This window comes from Pseudomonas sp. NFX98 (assembly GCF_047784845.1).
Taxonomy (GTDB): domain Bacteria; phylum Pseudomonadota; class Gammaproteobacteria; order Pseudomonadales; family Pseudomonadaceae; genus Aquipseudomonas.
In genome coordinates this window covers 188,669-201,013 of sequence record NZ_JBLNNF010000007.1, presented here as the reverse complement: position 1 = coordinate 201,013, position 12,345 = coordinate 188,669, and the positions used below count along the sequence as shown (strand labels likewise).

10 protein-coding genes are annotated in these 12,345 nt (G+C 59.7%); 2 read left to right on the top strand and 8 right to left on the bottom strand.

Going from position 1 to position 12,345, the window contains the following annotated elements; genetic code table 11:
• Positions 1–18 precede the first annotated feature (18 nt).
• Positions 19–735, bottom strand: a complete 717-nt coding sequence (locus tag ACM110_RS11630; RefSeq protein WP_416127874.1) for an ABC transporter permease — start codon at positions 733–735, stop codon at positions 19–21.
• Positions 736–1,175: 440 nt separating this feature from the next.
• Here ACM110_RS11630 and ACM110_RS11625 point away from each other — a divergent pair, with 440 nt between their 5' ends.
• Positions 1,176–2,759 carry a peptide chain release factor 3 gene (locus ACM110_RS11625; RefSeq protein ID WP_008057464.1) on the top strand — a complete coding sequence of 528 codons (1,584 nt, stop codon included), beginning with the start codon at positions 1,176–1,178 and terminating at the stop codon, positions 2,757–2,759.
• Between the two features lie 287 nt (positions 2,760–3,046).
• Positions 3,047–3,304, top strand: a complete 258-nt coding sequence (locus ACM110_RS11620; RefSeq protein ID WP_416127873.1) for a hypothetical protein — start codon at positions 3,047–3,049, stop codon at positions 3,302–3,304.
• 60 nt (positions 3,305–3,364) lie between these two features.
• Here ACM110_RS11620 and ACM110_RS11615 read toward each other — a convergent pair whose 3' ends face one another.
• The 7 genes from ACM110_RS11615 to ACM110_RS11585 form a co-directional block, all read right to left on the bottom strand.
• A complete protein-coding gene (locus tag ACM110_RS11615) occupies positions 3,365–4,345 on the bottom strand; it encodes a peptide ABC transporter ATP-binding protein (RefSeq protein WP_416127872.1) in 981 nt (326 codons plus the stop codon).
• Positions 4,345–5,313, bottom strand: a complete 969-nt coding sequence (locus ACM110_RS11610) for an oligopeptide/dipeptide ABC transporter ATP-binding protein (protein WP_338584671.1) — start codon at positions 5,311–5,313, stop codon at positions 4,345–4,347. The genes ACM110_RS11615 and ACM110_RS11610 overlap by 1 nt, the downstream gene beginning before the upstream one ends.
• 10 nt (positions 5,314–5,323) lie before the next feature.
• Positions 5,324–6,250 carry an ABC transporter permease subunit gene (locus tag ACM110_RS11605; protein ID WP_150703598.1) on the bottom strand — a complete coding sequence of 309 codons (927 nt, stop codon included), beginning with the start codon at positions 6,248–6,250 and terminating at the stop codon, positions 5,324–5,326.
• 11 nt (positions 6,251–6,261) lie between these two features.
• The gene (locus tag ACM110_RS11600) at positions 6,262–7,272 is read right to left on the bottom strand and encodes an ABC transporter permease subunit (RefSeq protein WP_075947650.1); all 1,011 of its coding nucleotides are present in this window, start codon (positions 7,270–7,272) and stop codon (positions 6,262–6,264) included.
• Positions 7,273–7,345: 73 nt separating this feature from the next.
• Positions 7,346–8,941 carry an ABC transporter substrate-binding protein gene (locus tag ACM110_RS11595; RefSeq protein ID WP_338584672.1) on the bottom strand — a complete coding sequence of 532 codons (1,596 nt, stop codon included), beginning with the start codon at positions 8,939–8,941 and terminating at the stop codon, positions 7,346–7,348.
• Positions 8,942–9,018: 77 nt separating this feature from the next.
• The gene (locus tag ACM110_RS11590; RefSeq protein ID WP_416127871.1) at positions 9,019–10,452 is read right to left on the bottom strand and encodes an OprD family porin; all 1,434 of its coding nucleotides are present in this window, start codon (positions 10,450–10,452) and stop codon (positions 9,019–9,021) included.
• Between the two features lie 171 nt (positions 10,453–10,623).
• On the bottom strand, positions 10,624–12,225 hold the full coding sequence (locus tag ACM110_RS11585) for an ABC transporter substrate-binding protein (RefSeq protein WP_338584674.1): 1,602 nt from the start codon (positions 12,223–12,225) through the stop codon (positions 10,624–10,626).
• Between the last annotated feature and the right edge of the window lie 120 nt (positions 12,226–12,345).

The window sequence follows — 12,345 nt, the reverse complement described above, 5'->3', positions numbered from 1 at the left end:
CGATTCCTTTGCCGAGGCTTAAGACGGGCGCAAGCCGCGTTCGAGCCAGAGACGGCTGGCGAGTGTCACCAGGCCATCGAGCAACAAGGCCAGCAGCGCGGTGCACGCGGCGCCGAGCAGCAGTTGCGGCTGATTGTTCAGGGCAATGCCGGGGAAGATCAGGCTGCCAAGACTATTGGCGCCGATCAGGAACGCCAGCGGCGCCGTCCCGACGTTGATCGCCAACGCCACGCGTACGCCACCGATGATGATCGGCACGGCGTTGGGCAGCTCGACTTTCCACAGCACCTGGCGCGGAGTCATGCCGATGCCGACGGCGGCTTCCTTGAGTGAGCCCTGAACGTTTTTCAGGCCTTCGTAGGTGTTGCGCACGATGGGCAGCAACGAGGCGAGGAACAGGGCGAAGATGGCCGGGCCACTGCCGATGCCGAGGATGCCGAGGGCGATGGCCAGAACGGCGAGCGGCGGAACGGTGTTGCCGATATTGAAGAACTGCATGAAGCGTTCGGCGCGGCCGAGCATGTTCGGGCGGCTGAGGAGGATGCCGGCAGGAATGCCCACGACAAGGGCGGCCAGCATGGAAGCGAGGACGAGAATCAGATGAGCTTGCAGGTAAAACAACAAATCGTCGCGGTAGTGTTCGATCGTGTTGATGCCGATCCAGTGGATCAGCAGGGCCAGAAGGGCGAATACCAGCGCGCCTCCTATCAGCCCTTTGCCATAGTGGATAGCCACAGGCGGACTCCTTTTTTCAGTCGGCGAACACTTTCTCGTGTGGCAACGCCATTCCTGGCTGCCGAAAAAATGATCGCGATAAGCAGCTCATGCCGAGCGCGTTCCACTGTAGGAGCGAGCCTGCTCGCGAAAAGCCTCCAGACAACGCGTACCTTCAGATACCCAGCGTTATCGTTGGCGTCCATCGCGAGCAGGCTCGCTCCTACAGGGGTCGGCGCACGGCTTTTCGAGCCATGAGCACAGCCTCGTCAGGCCGAATTGCAGGTGTTTCAGGCCCCCGGCGAGTGGTCGTTACGGGGGAGTGGACGTCTCCGTGCTTTAAAAGGTTCCCATCTGAAGCAGCATTTGGCCACCCCTAATGTGCTCAACGGTTCGGTTATTGACTCAAGTTGGGCTATAATCTGCGCCCTTTTTTTGAATCACCTGCCAGGCGATTTCCCATGACCAAACAGGCCGCCGAAGTCGCGAAACGCCGCACTTTCGCCATTATTTCCCACCCCGATGCCGGTAAGACCACCATCACCGAGAAGCTCTTGCTGATGGGCAAGGCGATTGCGGTTGCCGGTACGGTGAAATCTCGTAAGTCCGACCGCCATGCCACCTCCGACTGGATGGAAATGGAAAAGCAGCGTGGTATTTCCATTACCACGTCGGTCATGCAGTTCCCGTATCGCGAGCACATGATCAACCTGCTCGACACCCCGGGCCACGAAGACTTCTCCGAAGATACCTACCGCACCCTGACGGCGGTGGACTCGGCGTTGATGGTGCTAGACGGCGGTAAAGGTGTAGAGCCACGGACCATTGCCCTGATGGACGTCTGCCGTCTGCGTGACACGCCGATCGTCAGCTTCATCAACAAACTCGACCGTGACATTCGCGACCCGATCGAACTGCTCGACGAAATCGAAGCGGTCCTGAAGATCAAGGCTGCGCCGATCACCTGGCCGATCGGTTGCTACCGCGACTTCAAGGGTGTTTATCACCTCGCCGACGACTACATCATTGTCTACACCGCCGGTCACGGTCACGAACGTACCGAAACCAAAATCATCGAGAAGCTCGACTCCGATGAAGCCCGTGCGCATCTGGGTGACGAGTACGAGCGTTTCATCGAGCAGCTGGAGCTGGTGCAGGGCGCTTGCCACGAGTTCAACCAGCAGGAATTCCTCGACGGCCAACTGACCCCGGTATTCTTCGGTACTGCACTGGGCAACTTCGGTGTCGACCACGTCCTCGACGCTGTTGTCGACTGGGCGCCGCGTCCTCTGGCACGCGTGGCCAACGAGCGCACCGTCGAGCCGGTGGAAGAGAAGTTCTCGGGCTTCATCTTCAAGATCCAGGCGAACATGGACCCGAAACACCGCGACCGGATCGCCTTCATGCGTATCTGCTCCGGCAAGTACGAAAAAGGCATGAAGATGCGCCACGTGCGCACCGGCAAGGACGTACGGATCGGCGACGCGCTGACGTTCTTCTCCTCAGAGCGTGAGCAACTGGAAGAGGCGTTTGCCGGCGACATCATCGGCCTGCACAACCACGGCACCATTCAGATCGGCGACACCTTTACCGAAGGCGAAGTCCTGGGCTTCACCGGCATCCCGCACTTCGCCCCGGAACTGTTCCGTCGCGTGCGTCTGCGTGATCCGCTGAAATCCAAGCAACTGCGCCAAGGCCTGCAGCAATTGGCCGAAGAAGGCGCGACCCAGGTGTTCTTCCCGGAGCGCAGCAACGACATCATCCTCGGCGCCGTCGGTGTGCTGCAGTTCGATGTGGTCGCCAGCCGTTTGAAAGAGGAATACAAGGTCGAGTGCTCCTACGAGCCGATCACTGTTTACTCGGCCCGCTGGATCGAATGCAGCGACAAGAAGAAGCTCGAGGAATTCTCCAACAAGGCTGTGGAAAACCTGGCACTGGACGGCGGCGGTCACCTGACCTACCTCGCGCCTACGCGGGTCAACCTGGCACTGATGGAAGAACGCTGGCCGGACGTGAAATTCCGTGCGACGCGTGAGCATCATTAAGCGCTGAGTGGCTACACCGAAAACCCCGATGCGAAAGCCTCGGGGTTTTTTGTTGGAGATCAAAAGATCGCAGCCTTCGGCAGCTCCTACAGGTCGTCCATTTCAATGCAGGAGCTGCCGAAGGCTGCGATCTTTTGATCTTTTCGGCATAACTGTTATTCAAAACCAATCTCTACATCGACGGCATTTCCGTCCGTTCATTAGCGTCCTATCTGGAGATCCGGGCTGATCGGAACTAGATTTCAATCAGCGCCAGACAGGCACTTTTCGAAAGGATGGATTCGGCCATGAACAGATTGCTCCGCATTTTATTGATGATGAAGGTGTTGGTGATGTTGACCCTCGGTAGCTCGGCGGTCTGGGCCGAGTGTGAGGATCATGAGACTCAGGCTTCGAGCGGGCAGGGCGCGCATGGCGAACTGATGATCGCCAAGTCTGAATCTGAGCCGGGCGATAAAGGGCAAGGTGGGGCTGAGGGCGACGATGACTCGACTACCGACGAACCGGACTCCGATGACTCCGACGAAGGCGATAGCCAGACGTAAATCGCAGACAAAATAAAACCCCTTCCACCTGAAATGGAAGGGGTTCTGTCAACCCGGTTTTTACGCCGCGCCGTGTACGAACTGCTCGGCGTAGTGGCAAGCCACCTGACGACTGTCGAGCAGGCGCAGGGCCGGCTCTTCAGTGCTGCAACGCTCGGTGGCGTACGGGCAGCGCTTGTGGAACGCGCAGCCGGGTGGCGGGTTCAGCGGGTTGGGCAACTCCCCGACGATCTTGATTTTCGGTTTGTTCGGGTCCGGGTGAATCGTCGGTGTGGCCGACAACAGTGCCTGGGTGTAAGGGTGCAGAGGGCGCTCGTAGATGTCGTTCTTCGGCCCCATTTCCACCGGGCGACCGAGGTACATCACCATCACGTCATCGGCAACGTGTTGCACCACCGCCAGGTTGTGGGAGATGAACACGTAGGCGGTGTTGAACTCTTGCTGCAGATCCATGAACAGGTTCAGCACCTGTGCCTGGATCGATACGTCCAGCGCCGAGGTCGGCTCATCCGCGACCAGCACTTTAGGCTGGAGCATCATCGCTCGGGCCAGGGCAATCCGCTGGCGCTGACCGCCGGAGAACATGTGCGGATAACGCTGGTAGTGCTCAGGACGCAAGCCCACTTGCTTCATCATCGCCTGAACTTTCTCGCGACGGTCGGAGGCCGACAGGTTGGTGTTGATCAGCAGCGGCTCAGCCAGCTGGTCGCCGACTTTCTGCCGTGGGTTCAACGAAGCGTAAGGGCTCTGGAACACCATCTGCACGTCTTTGCGCAATTGCTTGCGCTGGGCCTTGTCGGCGCCGGCGACTTCCTGGCCGGCGATTTTCAAGGAGCCCGAAGACGGCTCTTCGATCAGGGTCAGGGCGCGGGCCAGGGTGGACTTGCCACAACCCGACTCGCCTACGACAGCGAGGGTCTTGCCGGCTTCCAGTTCAAACGACACACCGTTGAGGGCGCGTACGGTGGCGTGACCCTTGAACATGCCACGGGACACTTCGTAGTGACGGGTCAGGTCGCGGGCGGTAAGTACGACGGCCATTACGCCACCTCCTGGTTCAGCGGGTAGAAGCAGCGGGCGAGGCTGTTGCTTTTCGGGTCGAGGGCCGGACGCTGCGAGCGGCAGTTGTCCTGCACGTACGGGCAGCGCGGCGACAGCAGGCAACCCTGCGGACGGTCGTAGCGACCGGGCACGATACCCGGCAGGGTCGACAGGCGCGCGGCACCCTGGCTGTGTTCCGGAATCGCCTTGAGCAATGCTTCGCTGTACGGGTGCGCCGGGATGTCGAACAACTGTGGCACTTGACCGACTTCGACGGCTTGACCGGCGTACATCACGCACACGCGCTGGGCGGTTTCAGCCACGACGGCGAGGTCGTGGGTGATCAGCACCAGGCCCATGTTCTGCTCTTTCTGCAACGCCAGCAGCAGGTCCATGATCTGCGCCTGGATCGTTACGTCGAGAGCCGTGGTCGGTTCGTCGGCGATCAGCAGTTTCGGCTCGCCGGCAATAGCCATGGCGATCGCAACGCGCTGGCTCATGCCACCGGACAGTTGATGCGGGTAGGCGTCCATGCGGCTGGCCGCGCCCGGGATCTCAACTTTTTCCAGCAGTTCGATGGCACGCTTGCGCGCTGCCTTGCCGGACATTTTCAGGTGCAGGCGCAGCACTTCTTCGATCTGGAAACCGACGGTGTAGCTCGGGTTCAGTGCGGTCATCGGGTCCTGGAAGACCATCGACAGGTCTTTGCCGACGATTTGCCGACGCTGACGGTTGCTCAGCTTGAGCATGTCCTTGCCGTCGAAGCTGAGCGAGTCAGCGGTAACGATGCCGGGATGCTCGATCAGGCCCATCAGCGCCATCATGGTCACGGATTTACCCGAACCCGACTCGCCAACGATCGCCAACACTTCGCCTTTGTCGACTTTCAGGTCGAGGCCATCGACCACGGGCGTAGCGTTCTTGTCGCCGAAGCGAACGTTGAGATTCTTGATTTCTAACAGTGACATTGGAATCTCCTCAGGCGGCGTTCTTGAGTTTCGGGTCCAGCGCGTCGCGCAGGCCGTCACCCATCAAGTTGATTGCCAGCACGCTGAGCAAAATGGTCAAACCAGGCAGACTGACCACCCACCAGGCGCGTTCGATATAGTCGCGGGCCGAGGCCAGCATGGTGCCCCACTCAGGGGTTGGCGGTTGTACGCCAAGACCGAGGAAGCCCAGAGCGGCGGCATCGAGAATCGCCGAGGAGAAGCTCAGGGTTGCCTGAACGATCAGTGGTGCCATGCAGTTAGGCAGCACAGTCACGAACATCAGACGTGGCAGACCGGCACCGGCCAGGCGCGCGGCGGTCACGTAGTCGCGGTTCAGCTCGCCCATCACCGCAGCGCGGGTCAGACGAACGTAGGACGGCAGGGACACCACAGCGATCGCGATCACGGTGTTGATCAGGCCAGGGCCAAGGATGGCGACGATCGCCACGGCCAGCAGCAGCGACGGCAGGGCCAGCATGATGTCCATCAGACGCATGATGGTCGGGCCGACCGCTTTCGGGAAGAAACCGGCGAACAGACCCAGCAGGATCCCCGGAATCAGCGACATCACCACCGACGACAAGCCGATCAGCAGCGACAGGCGCGAACCCTGAATCAGGCGCGACAGCAGGTCGCGACCCAGTTCATCGGTGCCGAGCAGGAACTGGATCTGCCCACCTTCCAGCCAGGCTGGCGGGGTCAGCAGGAAATCACGGTACTGCTCGCTCGGGTCATGGGGGGCAACCCACGGGGCGAAGATGGCGCAGAAAATCACCAGCAGCATGAACATCAGGCCGGCAACGGCGCCTTTGTTCTTGGAGAACGCTTGCCAGAATTCTTTGTACGGCGACGGGTACAGCAGACTTTGATCCACGGCGGAGGCGGCGGTGGCTACTGAGGATGTTGGAGTGCTCATGGTTATTGACCTCAGCGCTGATGACGGATGCGTGGGTTGGCAAAGCCGTAGAGGATGTCCACTACGAAGTTGACCAGAATCACCAGGCAGGCGATTAACAGGATGCCGTTTTGTACGACTGGGTAGTCCCGGGCGCCAATGGCTTCGATCAGCCATTTGCCGATGCCCGGCCAGGAGAAGATGGTTTCGGTCAGGACCGCACCGGCCAGCAGGGTGCCGACTTGCAGACCGACCACCGTCAGTACCGGAATCAGCGCGTTACGCAGACCGTGCACGAACACCACGCGCGACGGCGACAGGCCTTTGGCGCGGGCGGTACGGATGTAGTCTTCACGCAGCACTTCGAGCATCGACGAACGGGTCATCCGCGCGATCACCGCCAGCGGGATGGTGCCGAGCACGATGGCCGGCAGGATCAGGTGATGCAGGGCATCGAAGAACGCGCCGACATCATCGGCCAGCAACGTATCGATCAGCATGAAGCCGGTGCGCGGCTCGATGTCGTAGAGCAGGTCGATCCGCCCGGACACCGGGGTCCAGCCCAGGGACACCGAGAAGAACATGATCAGGATCAGGCCCCACCAGAAGATCGGCATCGAGTATCCCGCGAGGGAGATGCCCATCACCCCGTGGTCGAACAGGGATCCTCGCTTGAGTGCCGCGATCACCCCGGCCAGAAGGCCCAGGATACCGGCGAACAACAGCGCGGCCATGGACAGTTCCAGGGTCGCGGGGAAGAGGGAGGTGAACTCGGTCCATACACTTTCACGGGTACGCAGGGATTCCCCGAGATCGCCGTGGGCCAGTTTGCCGATGTAATCCAGGTACTGGGCATACAGGGGTTTGTTCAGACCTAGGCGTTCCATTGCCTGAGCGTGCATTTCGGGATCGACCCTACGTTCTCCCATCATGACTTCCACGGGGTCGCCAGGGATCATGCGAATCAACGCGAAAGTCAGCAGGGTGATGCCGAAGAACGTGGGGATCAGTAACCCCAGTCGGCGGGCAATAAAACTAAACATCGTGTGTTGTACCTCATCAGCCGGTTAGGCGTGCCCGGCATGCCTGGGTCAGGCACGCCGGGAGTTTTCTTATTTACTTCACCTGGGTGGTGGCGAAGTTATTCGTGGTGAGGGGGCTAATGTGATAACCCTCTACGTTGTTACGCATTGCGGTGAACATTCTAGTGTGTGCCATGCTGATCCATGGCTGGTCCTGGTTAAAAATAACCTGGGCCTGTTCGTACAGTGCTGCACGCTCGGCCGGGTCGGTTTTTTCGCGGGCCTGATCGATCAGGGCCTGGAATTTGTCATTGCACCAGCGTGCATAGTTTTCGCCGTTCTTGGCCGCTTCGCAACTGAGCATAGGCGTCAGGAAGTTATCCGGGTCGCCGTTGTCGCCCGCCCATCCGGCGGAAACCATGTCGTGTTCACCGTTTTTCGCGCGTTTGAGCATTTCGCCCCATTCCATCACGCGAATGTCGATCTTGATCCCGACCTTGGCCAGGTCGGCTTGCATCATCTGCGCGCCAAGCATCGGGTTCGGGTTGGTCGGGCCGCCACCGTTGCGGGTGAACAGGGTGAAGGTGGTGCCTTCCGGTACGCCGGCTTCCTTGAGCAGGGCGCGAGCCTTGTCCAGGTCACGGACCGGGTTCTTCAGGTCGTGGTTGTAGCCCAGCAGTGTATCGGGGAACGGGTTGACTGCCGCGGTCGCGTTGCCTTTGCCGAACAGCGCGTTGACATAGGCTTCCTTGTCGAAGGCGATGTCGATGGCTTTGCGCACCCGCACGTCGCTCATGTACTTGTGCGTGGTGTTCATGGCCACGTACGAGACGGTCATCGCATTCAGTTCATCGACTTTCAGCTTGTCGTCTTTCTTGATGCTCGGGATGTCGTCCGGCTTCGGATACAGCGCGACCTGGCACTCGTTGGCCTTGAGTTTCTGCAGGCGCACGTTGTTGTCGGTGGCGATGGCCAGGATCAACGCCTCGGCCGGTGGCTTGCCACGGAAGTAGTCCGGGTTGGCCTTGAAGCGAACCTGGGCGTCCTTGTTGTAGCGCTGGAAGACGAACGGGCCGGTGCCGACCGGCTTGTTGTTCAGGTCGCCGGCCTTGTTGGCCTTGAGCAACTGATCGGCGTACTCGGCGGAGTAGATCGACGAGAAGGCCATGGCGATATCCGCCAGGAACGGCGCTTCACGACGGGTCAGGGTGAACTTGACCGTGTTGTCGTCGACTTTCTCGACGCTCTTGAGCAGCTCTTTGAAGCCCATGCTTTCAAAGTACGGGAAGCCCACGCTCGACAGTTTGTGCCACGGATGATTCGGGTCCAGCTGACGCTGGAAGCTCCAGACCACGTCGTCGGCATTCATGTCGCGGGTCGGCTTGAAGTATTCGGTGGTGTGAAACTTGACGCCTTTACGCAGGTGGAACGTGTAGCTCAGGCCGTCTTCGCTGATGTCCCAGGATTCGGCCAGTGCCGGAATCACGTCCGTGGTGCCGGGCTTGAAGTCCGCCAGGCGATTGAAGATGGTTTCGGCCACCGCATCGGCTGTGACTGCAGTCGTGTACTGGACCATGTCGAAGCCTTCTGGACTGGCTTCGGTGCAAACCACCAGCGGTTTGGCCGATACGCCCACCGCGACACTCAGCAAGGCGGCCGCGATGGCCGCACGTAGGGGAAGCATTTTCATCAAGAACCCTCTGCAATCGGTTAAAGGACAAAAGCCGAACGGCGATTCTTCACGGAATTCGCCGCTCGGCACATGCATTACAGAATGTTGAACGGGATGGTGGTCACGAGACGGAACTCGTTGAGGCTGCCATCGGCCTGGTTTTCGCTGGCGCGGTGAGCGGTGTAGGTCGCACGCAGAGTAGTGGCCTTGAGCGGGCCGCTTTGTACGGCGTACGAAGCACCGATGCCGTATTCGTAGTGGTGCTCGCCGTCTTGCGTCTGGATGCCGTCGTAGCCCTTGTCCGCTACACCTTTGTTGCCGGTGTAATGAGTGCCGTCAATGCCCCATCCGCGAGCCTGGTAGATGTTGAACTTCAGGCCTGGCACGCCGTATTCGGCCATGTTCAGACCGTAGGCCACCTGGAAGGATTTCTCGTTCGGGCCGTTGAAGTCCGACAGCAGGGAGTTGGCCAGGTAGATGCCGTTGGTTTCGTGCAGGTAATCGAAGTACTCGTTACCGTTCACTTCCTGGTACGAGAAGGTCAGGCTGTGAGCCTGGTGAGTCAGGCCGAACGACAGGGAGTAGGTGTCGTTATCGATGTCGCCGATCAGCGCCTTACCTTCTTCTTGGGTTTTGTAGTAGTTCAGGCCGGTGGTCAGGCTCAGTACCTGGCTGTCGCCCAGTACGTGGGTGGCGCCGAAGTAGTACTGGTTCCAGATGTCTTCAGCCTGGGTGGCCCAGAGGCTGGTGGTCAGGCTGGCGAACGGGGTGTAGGTGATGCCGCCGGTGTAGACGTGATCGGTTTCAACGATGCCGTTGGCGTATTCGGTGCGGAATTTACGCTGGCTTTCTTCGGTACGCGGAGAGTTGCGGTCGAAGGTAGCCAAGTCGAATTGCAGGTTGTTCAGCTCTTCGCTGTGGATCGCCACACCCTGGAAGCTCGAAGGCAGCGCACGGTTACCGATGACGTCGACCATTGGGCTGCTGAAGTTCTGACGACCGGCGGTCAGGGTGGTGTTGGAAACACGCGCCTTGACGTTGGCCAGGCCCAGTTTGCTCCACTGGCCAACGGCGTCGCCGCCTTCTTCGGTCAGGGTACGGTTGTTGCCAGCCCTTTCACGATCGCCAGGTGCGCCGCCAAAGCCGGATGCCAGATCTTTACGGTCTCGGTCCAGCGCGATGGCGTTGTAAGCCGCCACTTCAGTGCTGACACCGACAGTGCCCTCGGTGAAGCCCGAGTTGTACTTGATAATGGTGCCTTGAACCCAGTTGATACGACGATCAGTTGTCTGCAATGCGCCGTCTTTGTTGTAACGCACTACGCCGCCACGCTTGAATTGCTCGTTGGCGTACCAGTTGCGAGTGGTGCCGGTGATCGACTGGCCTTCGAGGAAGCCGGTGGCTTCGGCTTGGGCGCTTTTTTCATTAACGGTAACCGGGGTGAACGCCTGGCTCTGGGTTTCAGCGTAAGCCGTGGCGGTTACGCTGCTGATGGCCAACGCCAGTATCGCGGTGCTGCTCAGTTTCATGGGTAAAGCTCCTTACTTTCTTTTTTTTATGCCGGTCTTTTTTGGTGTCCGGCTTTTGGTTTAGAACTCATTTCACGCATCGCAAACGTTTGCTGTAAGCCTTGTGGGCGAATTACGGCAATACGCTTGCGTGAGGACGCAATGCGCCCCCAGCGTTTTAGCTACACGGTTTTATTTTTCGATGCTGACACCCGAGAACACGTTGCGACCGAACGGGCTGACTTTGAACCCTTCGATTTTGGCGCTCAACGGCTGGTTGACCGTCGAGTGGGCGACCGGCGTGATCGGCACCTGCTGTTTGAGGTACTGCTGCGCCTGTTTGTAGAGCAGGGTGCGCTGGTCGCGGTCGGTCACGACTTTGGCCTGCTTGATCAGCTTGTCGTAAGCCGGATCACACCACATGGAGTAGTTGTTGCCGCCAATGGCGTCGCAGCTGTACAGCGTGCCAAGCCAGTTGTCCGGGTCACCGTTGTCACCGGTCCAGCCGATCAGGCTGATGTCGTGCTCGCCGTTCTTGGTGCGCTTGATGTACTCGCCCCATTCGTAGCTGACGATCTTGACCTTCAGACCGATCTTCGCCCAGTCAGCCTGGAGCATCTCGGCCATCAACTTGGCGTTGGGGTTGTACGGGCGCTGTACGGGCATGGCCCACAGGGTGATTTCGGTGCCTTCTTTCACGCCGGCAGCCTTGAGCAGTTCCTTGGCTTTTTCCGGGTTGTAGGCGGCGTCCTTGATGGTCTCGTCGTAGGACCATTGGGTCGGTGGCATGGCGTTGACCGCCAGTTGCCCCGCGCCCTGGTAAACGGCGTTGAGAATGCCTTGCTTGTTCACCGCCATGTCCAGCGCCTGGCGCACTTCAAGCTGGTCGAACGGCTTGTGGCGCACGTTGTAGGCGATGTAGCCGAGGTTGAAACCGGGCTTCTCGATCAGTTGCAGTTTTGGGTCGTTCTTCAGCGCGGTGACATCGGCCGGGCGCGGGTGCAGGGTGATCTGGCACTCGTCGGCTTTGAGTTTCTGCACCCGCACCGAAGCGTCGGTGTTGATGGCGAAAATCAGGTTGTCGAGCTTCACGCGGCTCGGGTCCCAGTAGTGCTTGTTGCCGGTGTACCGGATGTTCGAGTCTTTCTGGTAGCTCTTGAACACGAACGGCCCGGTGCCGATCGGCTTCTGGTTGATGTCACTCGGCTTGCCTTCGGCCAGCAGCTTGTCGGCGTACTCGGCGGAGAGGATCGCGGCGAAGCTCATGGCGATGTTCTGGATGAACGCGGCGTCCACGCTGTTAAGCGTCATGACCACGGTCAGCGGCCCGGTCTTTTCGACCTTGGCGATGTTCTTGTTCAGGCTCATGCCGTTGAAGTAGGGGAACTCCGTCGGGTAGGCCTTACGGAAAGGTTGTTGCGGATCGAGCATGCGGTTGAACGTGAACAACACGTCATCGGCATTGAAGTCGCGGGTCGGAGTGAAGTACTTGGTTGTATGAAACTTCACGCCCGGGCGCAGGTGAAAGGTGTACTTGAGGCCGTCTTCGGAAATATCCCAACTCGTGGCCAGACCCGGTACGACATTGGTCGCGCCTTTTTCAAACTCTGCCAGTCGGTTGTACAGCGGTTCGGCGGCGTCGTTGTCGGTCGCGGTCGTGTACTGCGCCGTGTCGAAACCGGCGGGGCTGCCTTCCGAGCAGAACACCAGGCTGTTATTGGCGGCCTGGCTCATGGAGGTGGCGGCCAACAGGCCGGTGCCCAGCAATGCGGATAAAACCAAGGTATGGCGCATGACGCTCTCTCTTGTTCAGTGTTTTGGCAATGGGCCTTCGTCCCGCTCGGGGACGTGGAGGCCTCATTGGCTTCAAGCCATGACGTGCAGCAAAACCGATAGCCCACGCATGAGCTGGTC